The sequence below is a fragment of the Cellulosilyticum sp. genome, assembly GCF_982396655.1.
Genome location: NZ_CEVXFV010000006.1, coordinates 1 through 20,747 on the forward strand (window position 1 = coordinate 1; position 20,747 = coordinate 20,747).

At 35.0% G+C, this 20,747-nt stretch carries 15 protein-coding genes and 1 pseudogene; 7 read left to right on the forward strand and 9 right to left on the reverse strand.

All coding sequences use genetic code 11. The annotated features are described in order from the left end of the window. Positions 1-109: 109 nt before the first annotated feature. Both AC1VAQ_RS03950 and AC1VAQ_RS03955 read right to left on the reverse strand, forming a co-directional pair. Positions 110-313, reverse strand: coding sequence for a hypothetical protein (locus AC1VAQ_RS03950; RefSeq protein ID WP_303244022.1), 204 nt, complete (start codon positions 311-313; stop codon positions 110-112). 5 nt (positions 314-318) lie between these two features. Then, positions 319-492: a helix-turn-helix domain-containing protein gene (locus tag AC1VAQ_RS03955; protein ID WP_303244021.1), complete on the reverse strand. Its 174-nt coding sequence runs from the start codon at positions 490-492 to the stop codon at positions 319-321. Between the two features lie 240 nt (positions 493-732). Here AC1VAQ_RS03955 and AC1VAQ_RS03960 point away from each other — a divergent pair, with 240 nt between their 5' ends. The 4 genes from AC1VAQ_RS03960 to adhE all read left to right on the forward strand — a co-directional run bounded on the left by AC1VAQ_RS03960 (position 733) and on the right by adhE (position 5,994). Continuing rightward, positions 733-1,083, forward strand: coding sequence for a helix-turn-helix domain-containing protein (locus tag AC1VAQ_RS03960; RefSeq protein WP_303244020.1), 351 nt, complete (start codon positions 733-735; stop codon positions 1,081-1,083). An 18-nt stretch (positions 1,084-1,101) separates the two neighbouring features. After that, a complete protein-coding gene (locus AC1VAQ_RS03965) occupies positions 1,102-1,719 on the forward strand; it encodes an ImmA/IrrE family metallo-endopeptidase (protein WP_303244019.1) in 618 nt (205 codons plus the stop codon). 18 nt (positions 1,720-1,737) lie between these two features. After that, a complete protein-coding gene (locus AC1VAQ_RS03970; protein WP_303244018.1) occupies positions 1,738-2,790 on the forward strand; it encodes a tyrosine-type recombinase/integrase in 1,053 nt (350 codons plus the stop codon). A gap of 588 nt (positions 2,791-3,378) precedes the next feature. Beyond that, positions 3,379-5,994, forward strand: coding sequence for a bifunctional acetaldehyde-CoA/alcohol dehydrogenase (adhE, locus tag AC1VAQ_RS03975; protein WP_479903499.1), 2,616 nt, complete (start codon positions 3,379-3,381; stop codon positions 5,992-5,994). Between the two features lie 127 nt (positions 5,995-6,121). On the opposite strand, the gene AC1VAQ_RS03980 is transcribed toward adhE, so the two are convergent. Both AC1VAQ_RS03980 and AC1VAQ_RS03985 read right to left on the reverse strand, forming a co-directional pair. Next, entirely contained in the window at positions 6,122-7,021 is a 900-nt protein-coding gene (locus AC1VAQ_RS03980; RefSeq protein WP_302596700.1) for an alpha/beta hydrolase, read from the reverse strand. Positions 7,022-7,039: 18 nt separating this feature from the next. Continuing rightward, positions 7,040-9,043, reverse strand: a complete 2,004-nt coding sequence (locus tag AC1VAQ_RS03985) for a methyl-accepting chemotaxis protein (RefSeq protein ID WP_302596701.1) — start codon at positions 9,041-9,043, stop codon at positions 7,040-7,042. A gap of 137 nt (positions 9,044-9,180) precedes the next feature. Here AC1VAQ_RS03985 and AC1VAQ_RS03990 point away from each other — a divergent pair, with 137 nt between their 5' ends. From AC1VAQ_RS03990 to AC1VAQ_RS04000, 3 genes and pseudogenes are all read left to right on the forward strand, one after another. Beyond that, positions 9,181-9,861: a hypothetical protein gene (locus AC1VAQ_RS03990; protein WP_302596702.1), complete on the forward strand. Its 681-nt coding sequence runs from the start codon at positions 9,181-9,183 to the stop codon at positions 9,859-9,861. A 350-nt stretch (positions 9,862-10,211) separates the two neighbouring features. Beyond that, positions 10,212-10,508 (forward strand): annotated as a pseudogene (locus AC1VAQ_RS03995) (copper amine oxidase N-terminal domain-containing protein); the annotation flags it as partial. A gap of 27 nt (positions 10,509-10,535) precedes the next feature. Beyond that, complete coding sequence (locus tag AC1VAQ_RS04000; RefSeq protein ID WP_334307058.1) at positions 10,536-11,069, forward strand: peptidylprolyl isomerase; 534 nt, start codon at positions 10,536-10,538, stop codon at positions 11,067-11,069. A gap of 90 nt (positions 11,070-11,159) precedes the next feature. On the opposite strand, the gene AC1VAQ_RS04005 is transcribed toward AC1VAQ_RS04000, so the two are convergent. From AC1VAQ_RS04005 to AC1VAQ_RS04025, 5 genes are all read right to left on the reverse strand, one after another. Continuing rightward, positions 11,160-12,968 (reverse strand): cadherin-like beta sandwich domain-containing protein, encoded by a 1,809-nt coding sequence (locus tag AC1VAQ_RS04005; protein ID WP_479903500.1) that lies wholly within the window; start codon positions 12,966-12,968, stop codon positions 11,160-11,162. A gap of 296 nt (positions 12,969-13,264) precedes the next feature. Then, a complete protein-coding gene (locus AC1VAQ_RS04010) occupies positions 13,265-15,487 on the reverse strand; it encodes a HelD family protein (RefSeq protein ID WP_302596705.1) in 2,223 nt (740 codons plus the stop codon). A gap of 116 nt (positions 15,488-15,603) precedes the next feature. Then, on the reverse strand, positions 15,604-16,251 hold the full coding sequence (locus AC1VAQ_RS04015) for an FMN-dependent NADH-azoreductase (protein WP_302596706.1): 648 nt from the start codon (positions 16,249-16,251) through the stop codon (positions 15,604-15,606). A gap of 773 nt (positions 16,252-17,024) precedes the next feature. Further along, the gene (locus AC1VAQ_RS04020; RefSeq protein WP_330697511.1) at positions 17,025-18,941 is read right to left on the reverse strand and encodes an ABC transporter ATP-binding protein; all 1,917 of its coding nucleotides are present in this window, start codon (positions 18,939-18,941) and stop codon (positions 17,025-17,027) included. After that, positions 18,934-20,667, reverse strand: a complete 1,734-nt coding sequence (locus AC1VAQ_RS04025) for an ABC transporter ATP-binding protein (RefSeq protein WP_302596708.1) — start codon at positions 20,665-20,667, stop codon at positions 18,934-18,936. The genes AC1VAQ_RS04020 and AC1VAQ_RS04025 overlap by 8 nt, the downstream gene beginning before the upstream one ends. Between the last annotated feature and the right edge of the window lie 80 nt (positions 20,668-20,747).

Below are 20,747 nucleotides of genomic sequence, written 5' to 3' on the forward strand. Positions count from 1 at the left end.
TCTCATTAAGTAATGAATCAATAAAGTAATCACCACAAGTCGAATGACACATAAACCTTCTTTTCCTACATCCTTGGCATGAATTCATCTAAATCATCCTCAATCCGCATTATTTATTTGATTGCTCATTGACTTCACACTCTCCTACATACTCAAAGAATAATTTAGGGGATATGTAATAATTCCATCTACTACTATCTTCTGCTTTTCTTGCAATTCCAAAAGGCAACGTGCCGTCTCTTAAGCATAGTCTTATAAAATGTGGAGCTTTTCCCATTATTCTTGCAGCATCATTAACTGTTATTTGCTTCATATACATCACCTGTTATTTTTAGCTTTATATTCAAATTCATTAATATCATCTTCTGTAATTCTATAATGCTTTCCGATTTTCATAGCATTTAACTTGCCTTTTCTAATCCAATCCCAGACAGTTATTATTTTAACTCCGTATCTCATTGCGACATCTTCGCAAGAAAATAATTTAGGCATCGTACCCCTCCTGTGAGAATTTTCAATTAAATAATTGTTTTTAGTTGTGTATACTTCGGTTTTGTGATATACTTCGGTTACTAGACAAAATAATTAACAAAGCCGAAGTAGTACGGTTTTGTAGTATTTACTTATGATTTCATAAGCATATATGCAGTATACTATCGTTTTGCTTAGTATTCAACATATTTTGCTTATGATTTCATAATTATGTAATTTTTTAACAAAAGGAGCGTATTTATGTATACTATTTTTGAGCAATTATTGACAATTAATGATGTCTCTGCATATAAAGTGTCCAAGGCAACAGGAATAGCCCAGTCAACATTTACTGATTGGAAGAAGGGTAGAAGTATTCCAAAGCAAGAAAAGCTACAAAAAATAGCAGATTACTTTAACGTATCTTTAAACTATTTAATGGGAATTGATGAACCTAATGAGAATGAGCTGTTAGCGAAAAATTCTACTGAAAAAGAACTGTTACTTCTTTGTCGAAAGGTTAATGATGCACCTGATGAAGTTCGCGAACAAATAGTAGCACAATTCAAAAGTACAATAGATATTTATCTAAAAGCCAAGGGGACAAACTGATAAACTTACTAGAATGGAGTGATTTTTATTTTTACAAAACCGAATTTTTCACGTTGCGAAAAACTAGCTACAGAATTACTTGCAAAACAAACTTTATATAGTAGCAGAATAGATGTTAAAACATTAGCCTATGACAAAAATATAATTTTTGACTCAATACAAAATTATTGCCAATTGACTAATGCAAATTTAAATGAATTTACTGGCGAGAATCAACTGCTCAGCGAAGGGTGCTTCATTAAACACGGGGATGTTTATGTTGTACTGTACAACGCCAAAGCTCAATCATTGGAACATTTAAATTGGACTCTTGCACATGAAATCGGTCATATATACATGGGCCACATTAAAGATAGCGCCATAGAAGAAATTGAAGCGCACTTTTTTGCAGCACAATTACTAATGCCGCAATATACAATATATAAAATGTTTGAACTTGGTTCCGTTACTCCTGAAGACATCTATATGTTGTTTAACGTATCACCGATTGCGGCTAATAAAAGGCTTAACACACTAAAAAGAAAGTTTACAATCAACTGCACTGATGCAGACAAAAAAATTTATGAAATGATGAGATACACTGTTGAGGATTATTATGATAACTACCATAATAGCTTTCACAGTGTTAGTACATAATTATTGGAGTGATTTAAAATGAAACAGATAAAGAACCCTAACGGATATGGATCAGTTTATAAATTAAATGGCAACAGGCGAAAACCGTTTGTTGCCATTATTACAGTTGGAATGGATAAAGATAATAAAACAGGTAAGCTCATACAAAAACGTGAACCTATCGGATACTACGAAAAATATCTTGATGCAGTGGCCGCCTTAGTAAAATATAATGAAAGTCCATATGATTTAAATTCTAAGAAAATCACATTCAAAGAGGTATATGTTAAATGGACAGCTACTGAAGATTATACCAAGCTATCTGATTCAACAAAAAAGTCTCATTCTATCGCATTTAATAAAATTAAAGAAATTCATAAAGTAAAATTCTGTAAGCTTAATGCTGCAAATTTACAAGAAACTATTAATAGTGTAGCTGCAACTCCTAGCGTTAGGATGCAAATAAAAAAACTACTAGGCAACCTATTTACATATGCTGAAAAATATGACATTGTCCAAAAAAACTATGCAAAATTTCTTGAGGTTGGTGACATATCAAGCAAAATACAACGACGAATTTATACACATGATGAAGTCTGTTTGCTTTGGGATAATCTAAATAAAATTCAATGGGTAGACAGTATTCTGTTTATGCTCTACACAGGATTTAGAGTTTCTGAAATGCTCGATATAAAAATAAATGATGTTGATTTAAAAAATAAAAGCATTAGTGGAGGGAAAAAAACTGCTGCGGGCATCAGGACAATTCCTATACACTCTAAAATTTATGGGATAGTAAATGATAGATATGATGAGAACTTTGAATACCTGTTTAGATCATCAAAAGGCACAAAGATAACTCCAGATAGCTATAGGGTTACTTTCTATAATCCAATCATGCAATCATTAAATCTTACCGGCTCAGGTTGTCATGATTTACGTCATACCTTCTGTTCGAAGATGGATAACTATAATATTAACCCCACTACGCTAAAAAGATTAATGGGGCATTCAACCAAAGATGTAACCGATATTTATACCCATAAGACGCTAGAGGATTTAAGCTCTGCCATAGAACTATTAGAGTATTAATTTGTTAGCTACTTGTTAGCTACGTTATATAACTCCACAATTTTTTGGGTATCTGTATATGTCCCTATCGCTTGAAAATACGTTATTTTTATCTTAAACGCATTCTCCCCCTGAAACCTAGGTTCTTTTTCTGTCCTTGACCTCTGTAGTTCACACTTTGTTACCGCTTTAAAGGCATAAAGGGCTCTCCCCTTTATGCCTTTAAAACTTTTATTTAACCTTTTCAATATGAATAACTTAAATACATTTAAACTCATTGTATTTTTTTTAACATATTGATTCATCCTCTTTATAGCTATATTTTTCAGGCTTTTCTACACTTACATATAAATTTTCAGTCTATGTATACACTAAAAACTTGGTTTTTTAATATGTTAAATTATTGACAAGTATTTACTAGTTATGTTATCATCATTTTGTAGTCAAGTTTGAGGTTTTCACAAAACTTACTACGTTTTTTTAAAACGTTATTTGTTAAAAAAATAACATTTTAATTTCAAGAAGATATTAACATATTTATATTCTTAATATATCACACTAAATTACACATAATAACTACATTGTTAACAACTAAGGAGGCACACTTAAATGTCAGAAAACAAAAAAGCAAAAGTTGAAACACCTGTTATCGACCCAGTAAAAATGGTTGATGAATTAGCTCAAAAAGCATCTGTTGCTTTAGAAGAAATGCTCAAACTTAACCAAGAGCAAGTAGATGAAATCGTAAAAGCAATGGCTCTTGCAGGTCTTTCAAATCAAATGCACCTTGCAAAAATGGCTGTTGAAGAAACAGGCCGTGGTATCTTCGAAGATAAAGTTACAAAAAACATCTTCTCTACAGAATACATTTACCACAGCATTAAATATGATAAAACAGTTGGTATTATCGAAGATAATGAAGATGAAGCATTCATGATGGTAGCTGAACCAGTAGGTGTTATCGCTGGTGTTACTCCAGTAACAAACCCAACATCTACAACAATGTTCAAAGCAATCATTGCACTTAAAACAAGAAACCCAATCATCTTCGGTTTCCACCCATCAGCTCAAAAATGTTCTGCTGAAGCAGCTCGTATTGTAAGAGATGCAGCAATCAAAGCTGGTGCTCCAGAAAACTGTGTACAATGGATTGAACATCCATCAATCGAAGCAACTAACGCTCTTATGAATCATCCTCAAGTTGCATTAGTACTTGCAACAGGTGGTTCTGCGATGGTTAGAGCAGCTTACTCAACTGGTAAACCTGCACTTGGCGTTGGTCCTGGTAACGTTCCAGCATTCATCGAAAAAACAGCTGTAGTTGAAAGAGCTGTAAATGATATTATTTTAAGTAAATCTTTCGATAATGGTATGATTTGTGCTTCTGAACAAGCTGCTATCATCGAAGCTCCTATATATGATAAAGCAGTAGCACTTATGAAAGCTCAAGGATGCTACTTCGCTACTAAAGAAGAAATCAAAAAACTTGAACCAGTTGTAATCAATCTTGAAAAAGGTATGGTTAATGCTACAATCGTTGGTAAATATCCATATGAAATCGCTGCTATGGCTGGTATCACAATTCCTAAAGAAACAAAAATCCTTTGCTGTGAAATTGAAGGTGTAGGTCCAGAGTATCCACTTTCAAGAGAAAAACTTTCTCCAGTACTTGCAGTAGTTAAAGCTAAAGACGTAAACGATGGTATCACAAAAGCTGAAATCATGGTTGAAATGGGTGGTCTTGGACATACATCATCAGTTCACTCAACAGATGACGAAGTTATTAAAGAATTCAGCCACCGTCTTAAAACTGGACGTATCGTAGTTAACTCTCCATCAACACATGGTGCTATCGGTGACATCTACAATACAAATATGCCATCATTAACACTTGGTTGTGGTTCATATGGACATAACTCAACATCTCAAAACGTAACAGCAGTAAACTTAATCAATACAAAAAGGGTGGCAAAACGTAAAGTGAATATGCAATGGTTCAAAATTCCAGAAAAAATCTACTTTGAAGCAGGTTCTGTAGCATACCTTGCTAAAATGCCAGAAGTAAAAAGAGTATTAATCGTAACTGACCCAATGATGGTTAAACTTGGTTATGTTGATAAACTCACATACCAATTAAATAAAAATCCAAACAAACCAGTTATTGAAATCTTCGATACTGTAGAGCCAGATCCAGATTTAACAACAGTTCGTCGCGGTACAGAAATGATGAACAACTTCAAACCAGACACAATCGTAGCGCTTGGTGGTGGTTCAGCTCTTGATGCTGCTAAAGGTATGTGGTTATTCTACGAACAACCAGAAGCAGACTTCATTGCTATGGCTCAAAAATTCGCAGACATCAGAAAACGTGTATATAAATTCCCTAAACTTGGTCAAAAAGCTCAAATGGTATCTATTCCTACAACATCAGGAACAGGTTCAGAAGTAACTTCATTCGCTGTTATCTCAGATAAAGCTAACAACATGAAATACCCACTTGCTGACTACGAATTAACACCAAACGTAGCTATCATTGACCCAGACTTCGTAATGAGTGTACCTGCAGCTCCAACTGCTGATACAGGTCTTGACGTATTAACACATGCTATTGAAGCATATGTATCAATCTTAGCTTCTGACTACACAGATGCTCTTGCACTTAAAGCTATTCAAATGGTATTTGAATACTTACCACGTTCTTACAAATTCGGTGCAAAAGATCCTGTAGCTAGAGAAAAAATGCACAATGCATCTACTATGGCTGGTATGGCATTCACAAATGCATTCCTTGGTATCAACCACTCATTAGCTCATAAACTTGGTGGTGAATTCCACATCGTTCATGGTCGTGCAAATGCTATTTTATTACCACACGTAATCGAATACAACGGAAGTACAAATCCAAGTAAATTCGTAGTATTCCCTAAATATGAAAAATACATTGCACCACAAAAATTCCAAGAAATCGCTAAAGCTCTTGGTCTCCCAGCTTCTACTCCAGAAGAAGGTGTTAAATCATTAGCTAACGCTGTAAGAAACTTAATGAAAGAAGTTAACATTCCTCTTACAATCAAAGAACTTGGAATCGACGAAAAAACTTACATGGCTAAAGTAGAAGACTTAGCTTACAAAGCTTTCGAAGATCAATGTACTACAGCAAACCCAAGATTACCAAAAGTAACAGAGCTTGCTGAAATTTACAAAAAAGCTTACTATGGTAAATAATTACCAGGTATATAAAACCTATGTTTTACAATCCTTAAAAGATAACGACATCTCAATTATACAATTCAAATAAAACCCTCAAAAAAGACCATCGGTTCGCCCCGATGGTCTTTTACTATGTATCTCCTTATGCCATAATCTCCTTAACAAATTGGCTCATCTCTTCCCAAGCTGCCTTACTTTCTTCTAATGTTGGTAACAGTAACTGAAAATCATGTGACATGCCTTCATATATAGTTTGCTTAACCTGTACCCCCACCTGTTTAGCTTTCTCATAAACTATTATTCCATCATCCAATAATATTTCATGACCGCCATTTTGAATAAGTAATGGTGGGAATCCTGTATAGTCCCCATTTACTGGAGATATATATGGATTTTTAATATCACCTTTTCCTAAATAAGAAGGTTTTTTTGCTTCTTCCAATATCCTAGATGCATTATTTCCTATAACAACATCCTTATCAATATTATTTTCTCTTGATGGCAAATCAAATGCTAAATCCGCCCAAGGCGAAATTGCAATAATCGCTTTTGGAAGTGGCATCTCATGGTCTCTTAGATAAAGCGTTACTGCCAATACTAAATTGCCCCCTGCTGAATCCCCTACAAATATCATATTTTCACTTTTATAGCCTTGTTCTAATGCCCACTTATAAGCTTTTACACAATCTTCAAGTGCAGTTGGATAGACATCTGTTGGTGCTGTACGATAATCTACATTGATAACTACTGCTCCCCCTGCTATATTAGAATACTCTACACTCGCCTCACGATAAGGATCTAATAAGGATAAGGCATAGGCACCACCATGTAAATGAAACATTACCTTCTCTGTTTTTCTTTCCTTAGGTATAAGACATTCTACAATTGGGCCATCTAAGTCTATTTTTTCATAACTAAAACCTTCAGGCGGCTGCCATGTTGAAGGTATCCTTTGACCATAAGGCAGACTATCTGTTGCCTCAATAAATGGTCTAATGAGTTCTCTTTGGTATGCCATATAACTTTTTTCATCTCTTTGCATATTACTTTTCCCCCTTGATTAATGACTAATTTTAAAGTTGGCAATAGTCTTTTCTAGTGTTGCAACACTTTCTGAAAGCCTTTCAGATAATATTCTCAGCTGTTCGATTACACCTTTTTGCTCTGAACTTAAAGCATTTACCTCCTCTGTCGCTGAAGCATTTTCTTCTGTTGCAGCTGCTATATTCTCCATCTTTTGACTCATCTCATCTTTTAATGAAGACATATGAATCGTCTTTTGATTCACATGACCTAACTGCATATCTATCTTCTTTAATATTTCAATAATGATATTAAATGCCTCATAAGTTTTTTCAACAGCTTCTGATTGATGTGTAAATGTTTCACCTGCATGTTCTACAAGTTTGACACAAGCAGAGGTCTTATCTTCTATATCATTAAGTGTTGCCCTTACATCTGTGGTAGACTTCTGTGATTCTTCTGCTAACTTTTTAACTTCTTTAGCAACTACTGCAAAGCCTTTTCCAACGTCTCCTGCCCTAGCGGCTTCAATACTTGCATTTAATGCTAGAAAGTTAGTCTGCTCACTAATGCTATCTACTAAACGCATAACCTGCTCAATACTCTTCGTCTTTTCACTAAGCTTAGTAATACTTTCTTTAATTGTTGTTACCACATTCATCGATTCTCCCATTGTATGCTGAAGCATCTCTATACTCTCTGTGGCATCACCAATTGTCGTTCTCGCCCCCTGTGTATTGTTATAAATCTCTTCTGTATTTTTTATAACCTCTTGAATACTTTGTGCTAAGTATTCCATAGCCACACTTGTATTTTGCATATTTTCAGCCTGGGCATTTGAACCCCCTGTAATGCCTTCAATGGATAAGGCCAATTGGTCAAAGGTTTCAACGGATAGGTCACTACTGTGTTTCAAAACATCTCCTGCTCTTAATGTTTCCTCTACCACAAGCTTTGTCTCAACTAATAGCTCTTTAATATTTGCCATCATATGATTGAAGCTTTCACCTAACATACCAATTTCATCATTCTTAGTGACTTTTATCTGAACTGTTAAGTCCCCTTGTTCCGCCTTTTTCATAAGTTTCATCACATCAATAATGCCCTTTGTAAAACCTCTTGAAACAACTATACCTACAACTACCGCAATTAAACTGACTACACCTATTAAAACCCATATAAAACTTGTTACCTTCTTCAAATCACTCGTTAAAGCAGTCCTAGGTATTTCTGAAACTACTCTCCAGCCATTTTCTCCTACTGCATAAGCTACCAAGAAATTATCAATGGTTTCACTGCCACTTCCGACGGCCGTCGTCATATAACCTTGTATCTTTTCTTGAAGGTTCGTTAAATTTGTATCTGAACTTAAAATAACTTTTCCTTCTTGGTCCGCTATGCTAATATTGGCGCCCTTAAATAAAGCGACCTCTTTAAGCTGCTCATTTAACGACGACATGTCCACATTCACTATAATTTTACCAAGGTTTTCTCCTGTAATTGTATTTTGGATATTTTTAATATAATAAACCCCTGCTTTTCCCCCTATATTCAAAGTCCATAAGACCTCATTAGTCGCAAGATTTATATCATTAACACTTAAAAGCTGAGAATCATTTAAGGTCCCTAGTTTGCCAATGATTTTGCCATCTGTTGTAACAATCGCAAGACTCTCCATACTACTTTCTAGTGTACTTGTACTCATAAGTTGTACTTTAATCTCATTAAGTGCTGCTGTACGTTGTACGCTTTCTTTGGCATGCATATATGTATTAATCAAATTATTATTAGTGGCATTTAAATTATTGACCACACATTTATTTAAATTCTTTTCAACATCTTCAGTGAAGTAATCTAAGTTTGCACAAGTTTGCTTAACCATCTCAATGGTCAATTTACTACTGTTTTTTTCCATCACCTTTTCTGACTCGGTACTTGAAATCACATTCACAAAAAGCAATGGCACAACTGCAAATATAACATACGTTACAATAAGCTGCCTTTTTATGGACCCTTTATGTTTCTTATTAAACTTCAACATTTTGCGCCTCCTAGTTTTACTTTGCATTTCACATATCTCTTACTAGAATAAATCCCCCGCTTTATTTATTTTTATTGATAAGATTTGTGGTTTTGGTAAATATTAAATATAAACTTATATCTCATTAGGAGGTTCATATGAAAAAGCGAACTTTATTATTCATATTTAGTGCGTTAATAGTGCTTTGCCTTATTGGCTGTGGCAATCAGGTTGATTCTAATCCTGGTGAAGTCACAAGTTCTTTCTTAACTGCCTTACAGCATCAAGATTATTCATCTGTCAAACAATATTACGCAGAAAATGTAGATAACTTCCCTAACTTCAAAAATAAAGTTGAAGATATCTCTCCTAAAGTTGCCAATGAACTCTTTAGTAAAATGGCTGACTTTAGCTACACTGTAGAAAAAGTCTCCATAGATCCTAACGATGCTTCTAAAGCAACTGTTACTGTTACATTTAGATGCTATGATTTAGGTAAAACATTTGAAAGCATACTTTTAGACTACCTTGAAAAAGATTTAACCATGACTTTTAATGGTGCTAAAGATGATGAAATCACCCAACAGGCTGAAACCGTCATTATCGATAACTTAAGTCAAAGCAAACAAGACTTTAACCGTACAGTTCCTATCACACTTACACTTGAGGATAATGTCTGGAAAGTAGATAAACTTGATAATAACCCAGATCTTATGAATGCTCTTTCTGGTAATATTCTTTATACGATTCGAGACATGATGAATTCTATTCAAGATGGTTCTACAACTACAGATACATCTAGCAGTACGAATACTGCTACTCAAAATAATGCGTCTTAATGCATCTACTCCTCTCATCTCGTTGTATTGGGGGCTCTACCAGCCCCTTTTATTTCTCATATTTTTAATTTTATCATAATATTTTATATTTTTTAATCTATTTTTATTTGTATTTTGCCTAACTTTTTTTCTGATATTGTTATACCCCCTTGTCTTTAATAATATATGATATAATAACCATATATAGTCCATTTTTTTAGTGGACTTACTTAATTCTAAGGAGGATACATATGAAATCAGTTGTTAGTTCTACCAAAAAATGTCTCATTTTATTGGCACCTCTTGTTCTACTTCTTGCACTAGCTTTTCCTTGTTTTGCATCTAGTATTCAAATTAAATTAGATGGCAATATGCTAAAAACACCGGTCATGCCTGTTCAAGAAAATGGTACCACACTTGTACCACTTCGCATCATCAGTGAAAATCTAGGTGCTACTGTAGACTTTGACAAACAAGCTCAAAAGATTACAATTGCTAAGGATTCTCAAAGCATTATCCTTACTCTTGATAAAGATGAAGCCCTTGTTAACGGAGCTGCTCAAAATATGGGTATGGCACCTCAAATCATTAATAATACTACAATGGTACCACTTCGTTTCGTAAGCGAAAATCTAGACTGTAAAGTAGATTGGAATCAGCAAACAAAGCTTATTACAATTACTTCTAATACGACTATTAACAGTGAATTACCTGTAGCTACTTTAGTTATTAAAGACTATGGGACAATCACATTAGAGCTTTATCCTGAAATGGCTCCAAATACAGTTAATAACTTCATTTCTCTTGCTAATAGTGGCTTCTATGATGGTTTAATCTTCCACCGCGTTATTTCAGATTTTATGATTCAAGGTGGCGACCCTTCTGGCAACGGTACAGGTGGACCTGATTATGCTATTGCTGGTGAATTTGCTGCTAATGGCTTTACGCAAAATACACTTTCTCATACAAAAGGTGTTATCTCTATGGCAAGAACTTATATGCCAGATAGCGCAGGTAGCCAATTCTTCATTATGTCAGCAGATGGCACTTACCTAGATGGACAATATGCAGCCTTTGGAAAAGTAATCTCAGGTTTAGACCTAGTTGACAAAATCCAAAGCGTCTCAACAGATGCTTCAGATAAACCAACAACAGATATCGTCATCCAAAGTCTCCGCGTCGATACAAAAGGAAAAAGCTATCCTGCACCTGAAAAGGTCGCAAAATAGACCGCTAGACATATCATAAAAAAGCTAAACAAGGTGCCTGGAAATTGTAATTTCTAGGCACCTTGTTTTAATTAATCGTTATTTTTCTTTTTACTGATTTTTGTCGTCTTCTTGCTTTTCTGCTATTGGGTCACTCATGGAATCTGTAATTACTTTGTTGTTGGCTTCATCTTCTTTGGCTTTAGCTTCTAGCGTTTGCATATTGACAATAGCCTTATTGAGTCTCATTAAAATCTTTATTGTCTCTGCTTTCGTTAGGTTAGCAGTTGGGGTAATGCTGTCATTTGTAAGTTCCATTACACCTGCTTTAACTGCATAATTAAGGGCAGGTTCATAAGTATTGTCATCAATATCTGCAATATAGACTTCCTCATTGCTTACTTCTAGCTTGCCTTCTGTAATTTCATAAATCATCTGTGCCATCTCTTGTCTTGTTAAATTCTCACCTATCTGCTTCGCTGCTAAATTCTTCGTTGTCTTAACTTGCAATTTAGAAGCGACTGAACCTATGTACGGATAATCTACCATATTGATATCTTTAAAGTATAACTCAACTGTAGATCTACCTAATTTCATTGTTTCCATATGATTTAAAAGAAGGACACGATCTAAGAATTTAAATGCATCTTCAACCTTGATATTGCTATCTGGATAAAATTTACCATCTTCGCTGCTTTCTAATACACCCAATGAGATTGCTTCATCTATAGCTGTCTTAGATGAAGTCTCATTAATATCACTATATGCCACTTCGCCAGTATTTCTTAAATTAACTATTGTAACGATTTCATCTAAGTTAATACCTAATTGTGTCATAAGCTCATTAGATGCTAAAATTTTGCCAATCTGCTCATCTGTAAATAAGTTTTGAGTAGCTGACTTTAAATCATTGACTGTTATCGTATATCCTAAAGAAGTATAAGGCATCTTTTGTTTTAATTTGGTCAAAATCTGTTCTTTTTGTTCAGGTGTAAGCCCTGCTACTGCTTGTTCTGCTGTAAGGCCCGAGTTGGAAATCATAGTGCCACCTGTAGAAACTTTAGTGGCTACATGAGACACCTTACTAAAATTCCCAAGGTCACGGCTTGTATTATAACGTCCTTGACTACTGCTACCACTCCCGCTGCTTTGCTGATTATCCTCTTCATCCTCCTCACTGCTCTCACCCGTACCGCACATTACCATAATAGTATAATAACGTTGACTCTTATCCTGTGCTTTAACCGTTATCCCAATTTTATTTTCACCTTTTGAAAGCGGCGTAATAATTGTTTCCTCAACTACCGATGCTTTTTCATGTTGTGGCTTCACATGAATCGTAAGCTCAGTTGCATCTTCCTCTAATTGCAAAGTATACGCCGTATTTTCTGGGGTAAAGCTAGGCTCTAATGTCCCACGTTCCACTTCTAAAGAAGCTAAATAATTATTATCACTTTTTTCTTCATCTGAATCAGATTCTTCTACTTCTCTACAAACACCTATTATATGGGGTGTCGTCCCTTCCATCTCTATGCTAGTAAAGTTCCATCCATCTACTATATCCATTTCTTCTTCAATGACATCTGTTACATTCACCCATTGTCCCTCAGTGCCACCTTCCCATTCGGCTAACCTATAGAAAATTTTTACTTTATTCGTCTCATTAGTCGGTGTTGCCCCCATATACATTGGTACATACCATTCATATGGTCTTTCATACTTATCTGCATCAATTGCTTCACCTGTGTCTGCATCAACTACATTAAGATACACAATATATTGTCTTCTCATGCTAGGTATGCCCCCTGGTATTGTTACCCCTACAGTTGGTAATTCCCAATCACTCGCACTTACAATGCCACTGCTAAAAACCAATCCTATACATAAAGTTAATATGCTTAATCTCCTCAATAATTTCACACCATCTGCCCCTTTCCTCTGCTGCGTAATTAAATGTTGTTAATGCGCTACTTCTGCTATTTTCCTTTACTTATATATATTTTATCATATCCCTATTTATAAAAAATATTTTTAGTTGAAATTGTATTATTTTTTTGATTAAGTTGTAATTTTTTTTACGCACCTTAACTAATTAACCTTTCATTTCCCCCTTAGATATTCGAAAACATAAATAAACACTTGGACACTGCGGCCCCCTTCTAAGTATTACCTACTTCAGAAGGGGTAGCCTCGCAGTACCCAAGTGTCTAGTGGCTCTATCTTTCGAAATAACGACTCACTTTTCCTGTATAGCAAAGTGATAGTCGGTGAAGCGCTCTTGTACATGCAATGTATAGAAGCTGTTTATCTTCTTTTTCATAATAATTTTCTTCATTAACTTCATAAACAATAACTGCGTCATACTCTAAGCCTTTTGCCATATAGATTGGCATAATGAGAACACCTTTTTCAAAGCCATCCTCTTCTGGGTTTAATTTGCGTAAGTTAATCTTCTTACTAATCTTGCTATAAACATGGTTTACTTCTTTTTGAGACTTACAGATGATGGCAATAGTCTCATAACCACTGGCTTCGTATTCTTTAACCTTATCTTCCATCCAGTCAAACATCTGATTCATGTTTTCCTGCTCTGCAATAATTGGCAGTTCATCATGACGTTCAAAAGCAATACTCATATTTTGATTATCACGGAGCTTTTGTGTGAAGTGACTGATTTCATAAGATGAACGATAGCTCTTATTTAAACTTAATTTCAAAGCCTTTTTAGGCTCTAAAATGCGAATAATCTCCTCATATAAATCTTCTGTTTCTGACTTTTCAATCGTCTGCCCAATATCTCCAAGAACTGTGTACTGTACATTTCTAAAGATTTCTCCAAATATTTTATACTGAAGTGGATAGTAATCCTGCGCTTCATCTATAAGTAGCTGCCTAATTTGTGGATAGTAATGCTGGTCTTCTATTTTAATCTTTAAGTAAAGTAGCGCCATCCCATCTTCATAAGTAGCTAAATCTGGTCGAAGATTCTTAGCTGTGAAACTACGGATATTTTCGATTCCCTTTGGCATTTTTAAACCTTCACTAAGCTTATTAAATAGCGCCTCGTCTTTAAATAATGCTTCATAAAGCTTAAAGACATTTACCTTGGTGAAGCTTCTCATAGCCTCTAATGTTTCTTCATGATAGCTATTTAAAGTGTTATTCACCTTTTCTTCGTCCTTGTAATCATATCCACCTTTTTTACGAAGCTCATTCATCATCTCTCTGCGTTTTTCTTTTTCAAGTGCATTAAGCTTTTTCATTAACCCATGTTCAATACGGTCAAGGCGTCTACCAATTGCCATTTGAATTGGATTGTCCAAGAAATTCTTACGTAAATCAGAGCCCTTTCCAATCATTTGACCTGCATATTTTACATCTGTAAATGTAAGCAGTTCATTTTCATAGCAGTCTACTAATCGGTCCAACAAAGTAATAAATGTGCTTGATCCTTTAAAATGTATATTTTCACGAATACGCTTTCTATTTTTATGCGTAATCATAAACTCTAATTGGCTACTTCTAGAACGCATATGCATCTCGCCCTTAAAGTACATTTCGAAGAAATCTTCCATCGTGCTGTAGCTTACATTATCTTCGCCTAGCTCTGGAAGAACAGTCGATACATATTCACCAAATAAGTGGTTAGGTGAAATAATCATCACATTTTCACTTGTTAAGCCTTCACTCATACGTTCATATAATAAGAAAGCAATACGGTGCATTGCAATAGAAGTCTTCCCACTACCTGCTACCCCTTGAACAATGAGAAGGTCATTTTCTACATCCCTAATAATAAGGTCTTGTTCCTTTTGAATTGTTTCAACAATATTTTTCATATGGCTTGAAGCATTATTTCCTAAAGCTTGTTGTAACATCTCATCTGTAATCGTAAGGGCACAGTCAAAGAAATATTTAAGTTCCCCTTTTTCGATTTCATACTGACGTTTAAGGCTTACTTCTCCATGTATATCCCCGCAAGGAGCCTTATAACTAGCTGCTCCTAACTCACTACGGTAAAACATACTTGCAATAGGCGCACGCCAATCATAGACCATCACTTCATACGTATCATCATTCATAACATTTTGATAGCCTACATAAACCTTTTCTTTCTCTTCCTCATCTTCTGTAAAATCAAATCGTCCAAAGTATGGTTTATCTAAAATGCGCTTATATTTTTCTACCTTGCTTAATTTATGTTCATAATGTGACGTTTCAATACGTTCCATTGTATGATATTGGCTTAGTTCTATATTTCTATCGTAATCATCTACGGCAGGCATACCTCCTTCAAACATTTCTTTACGAAGGGCTACTAAGTTTTGTTTTTGCTCAGCTGCTGCCTGGCCGCCTACAGTAATTTGTTCTTTTAAAAAGTGGGTTACAGTTTTAAGATACTGCTGCTCTTGTTCTAACTCTTTATTATAATCACTCATGCATTTTCCTCCATTACTACCTGCCCATAGGCCTATCTTATAATAATATCACCTCTCTATAGTAATAGAAAGCCCCTTCAACTCACAGATGTAATGGAGTTGAAGGGGTAGTTTTTTTATGATTTTTCGATAAGATTGTCTATTTGCTCAAAGGCTTTGTCTAGATATTTTTCTGGGTTTTCTTCATATTGAATAACGCCTTCTACTAGGATTTTCTCAAAATGTTTAATTCCTAAACCTTTAAAAAGGTCCTTACAGTAGCTAACACCGTGGTTAACTTTGGATTCAATAAAGAATGGGAAGTCCCCCCCTGATGTTTGAAGATAAATCATAAATCTTTCTTTATCATTTAAAAGTGGCTCTGGTTTTTGCTTGTCACCTTGGAAGTTAATCACCTTTCCACCTAAGCAAATACAGTCAATATACATCTTAAATCTTGCCGGGAAGCTTAAATCCCACATAGGTGATGCAATAATATATGCATCAGCTTTAACAAATTGGTCACCTAATTCATCAATTCGGTCTACAGCCTTTTTATCTTCCGCGCTAAGCTTATCATAATCTGCACCAGTCACCAATTTAATCTCATCAGTTAAATAAGTAGGCCATACTTCTGGAATATTGGTACTATATAAATCAAGTTCCTGAACCTCATATTCTGAATGTTTTTTAATAAAATTTTCTACTAAATATCTCCCTAACTTCTTACTAATAGACTTATCCTCAGGCGAAGGACTTGCCGTAATATATAAAAGTGTTTTCATATAAAGATGCCTCTTTCATTTTTCCCTTATTATGTATCTTTTCACCAATTTTTATGCCCATTTTTCTATTTTTCTCCCCTCTTCAATACTCTAATTCAGCGTACTTACAAGTCTTTTTCACTTTAAGCTGTGTTAAACAACTTTGTTGCTATTTAAAATAGAATAAGAGGGCCTCCTTTGGAAGCCCTCTTACTCTATAACACAACTATTTCATTGTCATTAGGCGCTTTTAATACAGCAACAATATTTTCATCTTCTTCTCCAACTAAAACCGTTCCATACTTAAAACTGTTCTTTACCCAAACATCCATCATTGCTTCAAAAAAACTTTTCTTCTCTTCAAATTATCAACATATATTTCAAAGAAATCATATCCACTAAATGCATCTTTTAATATTTCAGCACATATTGTCATTTCCGTTTCATCTGCTTTACGAAATTTCAATCGTTTGTATCTCCTTTGCAAATTCAAATCTAAACACTATTTTTATAGATATTCCCTATAATCCTTCAGCCTCTCTTTCTCCCTCACCCCAAGATTTAAATAAAAAGAGTCCCTTGGCTACATGCTGACTAGTCTACCTCTGGAGTAATCTAATGATACTCTTAATGAAGAAATGTCAAAGGGTTTTAGCGCATTGTTTGAACGGAGCGCTAGCGCAGTGAGTTATGCGCGTTCTTTGATATTTCGAATTTAGAGTATCACAGATTACGGAAGGTGTAGCTAGTCGGCATGTAGCCAAGGGACGGCCCTTTTAGTTACCTAATCTAATTTATTCTAATTCAAAAGCCCCAGTATAAAGTTGATAATACTTACCATGTTTATGAATAAGTTCTTCATGGTTACCTTTTTCAATAATTCTACCTTGTTCAAGTACCATGATATCATCAGAGTTTTTAACTGTTGAAAGTCTGTGGGCGATAACGAATACTGTTCGACCGTGCATGAGGGCATCCATACCTTTTTGTACGATGGCTTCTGTACGTGTATCGATACTTGATGTCGCTTCATCTAGAATCATTACTGGTGGATCTGCTACGGCTGCTCTAGCGATAGAGATAAGTTGTCTTTGACCTTGTGAAAGACCTGAACCATCTCCTGAAAGCACCGTATCATAACCTTCTGGAAGCATTGTAATGAAGTCATGGGCATTAGCAAGTTTTGCTGCATTAATACATTCTTCATCTGTAGCATCCATTTTTCCGTAACGGATATTTTCCATAACTGTTCCTGTGAAGAGGTTAACATCTTGAAGTACAACTCCAAGAGAGCGACGTAAATCATCTTTTTTAATTTTATTGATATTGATTCCATCATAACGGATTTTACCATCTGCAATATCATAGAAACGGTTAATAAGGTTGGTAATTGTTGTTTTACCTGCACCTGTCGCACCTACGAAGGCTACCTTTTCACCTGGAAGTGCTTCAAGAGATACATCGTGAAGTACGATTTTGTTTTCTACATAACCGAAATCTACTTCATTGAGGGTTACATCCCCTTCAAGTTTTGTATAAGTGATGCTGCCATCACCATGTGGATGTTTCCATGCCCACATACCTGTGTGCTCTGGTGTTTCCACTAAGTTTTCACCTTCATATTTAGCATTTACTAAAGTAACATAACCATCATCTGTTTCTACTTCTTCATCCATTAATTTAAAGATACGTCCAGCACCTGCAAGTGCCATAACGATGGCATTGAATTGTTGAGAAACTTGACTGATAGGCATTGTGAAACTCTTGCTAAGTTGTAAGAAGGCTACAAGTCCACCAAGTGTAAGTCCCCCTATACCTTTTACAGCGAGGAATCCACCTAAGATGGCAATTAAAACAAATTGTAAGTTACCAAGGTTCGCCATGATTGGCATTAGGATATTGGCAAACTTATTAGCTTCTGTCGCATTGTTACATAGCTCTTCATTTAATACATCAAAAGACTCTTTTGCTTTTTCTTCATGACAGAATACTTTTACAACCTTTTGACCATGAATCATTTCTTCGATGAAACCATTCATTTTACCTAATGATTGTTGTTGTTTAATGAAATAGTTGGCACTCTTACCGCCTACTACTTTTACAACTTGCATCATGACAAATACTGAAATAATCACGAAAATTGTTAAATATATACTTGTATATAACATAGCGCAAAATACAGCCACAATAGTGATTACAGATGAAAAGACTTGAGGAATACTTTGAGAAAGCATTTGTCTTAAAGTATCTGTATCATTTGTATAGTGACTCATGATATCCCCATGTGTATGTGTATCAAAGTAACGAATAGGGAGTTTTTGCATATGTGCAAACATTGTATCACGAATTTCTTTTAAAATACCTTGTGCAATAAATACCATTAAATAATTATATAAGAATGTAGCCCCTACACCTATTACATAAATAACAGCCATGGTTAAAACAGCACTTAATAAGCCGTCAAACACTGGGTGAGCTTGTAAAAGTAAAGGTGCAATATAATCATCAATAAGTGTTTGTAAAAACATGGAGCTAGCTACCCCTACCAAAGCACTCACTAAGATACATATAAGTACTGTGGTAAATTGGAATTTATATGCCTTAAGATAACTGAGTAGACGTTTCATTGTTGCCTTATCTGGTTTTTGCATTGGTCCCATAGGTCCTGGACCGCCTGGACCACCTGGTCCTCTCATTGGGCCTTTACTCATTGTCTTCACCTCCCTTAGTTTGTGAAGTATAAACTTCTTGGTAAATTGGATTTGTAGCTAATAATTCTTCATGTGTACCTACACCATTAATTTTACCATTATCAAGAACAATAATTTTATCTGCATGTTCAATAGAAGAAACACGTTGTGCAATAATGATTTTTGTTGTATCTGGAATCTCTTCACTAAATGCCTTACGAATAAGTGCATCTGTTTTTGTATCTACTGCACTTGTTGAGTCATCTAAGATAAGAATCTTAGGCTTTTTAAGAAGTGCTCTTGCGATACAAAGTCTTTGTTTTTGACCACCTGATACGTTAGTTCCACCTTGCTCAATATAAGTGTCATAACCTTCTGGGAAAGCTGCAACGAAATCATGTGCTTGTGCTAATTTACAAACACGGATAAGTTCTTCATCAGAAGCATTTTCATCACCCCAGCGAAGGTTTTCTTTGATTGTACCTGAGAATAAAACATTTTTTTGAAGTACCATGGCAACTTCATTACGAAGTGATTCAATGTCATAATCTCTTACGTCTATGCCGCCAACAGTTACTCTACCTTCTGTTACATCATATAAACGAGGAATAAGCTGTACGAAACTAGATTTTGAGCTACCTGTTCCACCAATGATACCAATTGTTTCACCAGATTTGATATTGATATCAATGTTTTTTAAACATAACTTATCTTTGCGTTTTGCATAACTGAAGTTTACATTTTCAAATGTAATGCTACCGTCTTTTACCTCATGAATTGGATTTTCACCATTTGCTAAATCACTTTGTTCATCTAAGATTTCTACAATTCTCTCTGCAGAAGCACGAGACATAATAATCATAACAAATACCATTGAAAGCATCATAAGTCCCATTAAGATTTGCATTGCATAAGTAATAAGACTCATAAGCTCACCTGTTGTAAAGTTACCTGCTACAATCATTCTTGCTCCGAACCATGCAATTAAAATCATACATAAGTACATTGTAAACTGCATAAGTGGCCCATTGAAGGCAAGTGTCCCTTCTGCTTTTGTGAAATCACTATAGATTTCTTTAGAAATCTTTTTGAATTTATCTTCTTCCACATCTTCTCTAACAAAAGATTTTACCACACGGATACCGTGTAAGTTTTCTTGTACTACGTTATTTAACTTATCGTATGTACGAAATACTCTTTCAAAGATTGGGTGAACATTTTTAATGATGAAGAATAAACCGCCACCTAAAATTGGAATTGCTAATAAGAATATGCATCCAAGTCTCGCATTAATTGTAAATGCCATAATTAATGAGAATAATAAAATCATCGGTGCACGTACCGCAATTCGAATAATCATTTGATATGAATTTTGTAAGTTTGTAACGTCTGTTGTTAAACGGGTTACAATACTTGCAGTTGAAAACTTATCAATATTTGAGAATGAAAAGTTCTGTACATTATAATACATATCATGTCTTAAATTCTTAGCAAATCCAGCGGATGCAATCGCTGCAAACTTTCCTGAAAGTGCACCAAAGCTTAGTGACATGAGACATGCTATAACAAGTACAACTCCCATCTTGGTGATATATCCCATATCTCCTTTATCAATTCCATAGTCAATGAGTCTAGCCATTAATAACGGAACGATAACTTCCATGGTAACTTCTAAAACCATGAATATTGGCGTCAAGATTGATGCCTTTTTATACTGCCTTACGCAGCCTGCTAGTCTTTTGATCATAGTAACCTCCTTATATTGTGTATTTTGAATAATTGTTAGCACATAGACTGTCAGCCTACTAACAATTTATCCAATAAATA

Coding starts and splice junctions, on each gene's coding strand:
- AC1VAQ_RS03970 (WP_303244018.1), top strand. CDS start 1,738: ATGAAACAGATAAAGAACCCTAACGGATATGGATCAGTTTATAAATTA.
- AC1VAQ_RS04015 (WP_302596706.1), bottom strand. CDS start 16,251: ATGAAAACACTTTTATATATTACGGCAAGTCCTTCGCCTGAGGATAAG.
- AC1VAQ_RS03980 (WP_302596700.1), bottom strand. CDS start 7,021: ATGCAAAGAGATGAAAAAAGTTATATGGCATACCAAAGAGAACTCATT.
- adhE (WP_479903499.1), top strand. CDS start 3,379: ATGTCAGAAAACAAAAAAGCAAAAGTTGAAACACCTGTTATCGACCCA.
- AC1VAQ_RS03960 (WP_303244020.1), top strand. CDS start 733: ATGTATACTATTTTTGAGCAATTATTGACAATTAATGATGTCTCTGCA.
- AC1VAQ_RS03955 (WP_303244021.1), bottom strand. CDS start 492: ATGCCTAAATTATTTTCTTGCGAAGATGTCGCAATGAGATACGGAGTT.
- AC1VAQ_RS04010 (WP_302596705.1), bottom strand. CDS start 15,487: ATGAGTGATTATAATAAAGAGTTAGAACAAGAGCAGCAGTATCTTAAA.
- AC1VAQ_RS03950 (WP_303244022.1), bottom strand. CDS start 313: ATGAAGCAAATAACAGTTAATGATGCTGCAAGAATAATGGGAAAAGCT.
- AC1VAQ_RS04025 (WP_302596708.1), bottom strand. CDS start 20,667: ATGATCAAAAGACTAGCAGGCTGCGTAAGGCAGTATAAAAAGGCATCA.
- AC1VAQ_RS03985 (WP_302596701.1), bottom strand. CDS start 9,043: ATGTTGAAGTTTAATAAGAAACATAAAGGGTCCATAAAAAGGCAGCTT.
- AC1VAQ_RS03990 (WP_302596702.1), top strand. CDS start 9,181: ATGAAAAAGCGAACTTTATTATTCATATTTAGTGCGTTAATAGTGCTT.
- AC1VAQ_RS04020 (WP_330697511.1), bottom strand. CDS start 18,941: ATGAGTAAAGGCCCAATGAGAGGACCAGGTGGTCCAGGCGGTCCAGGA.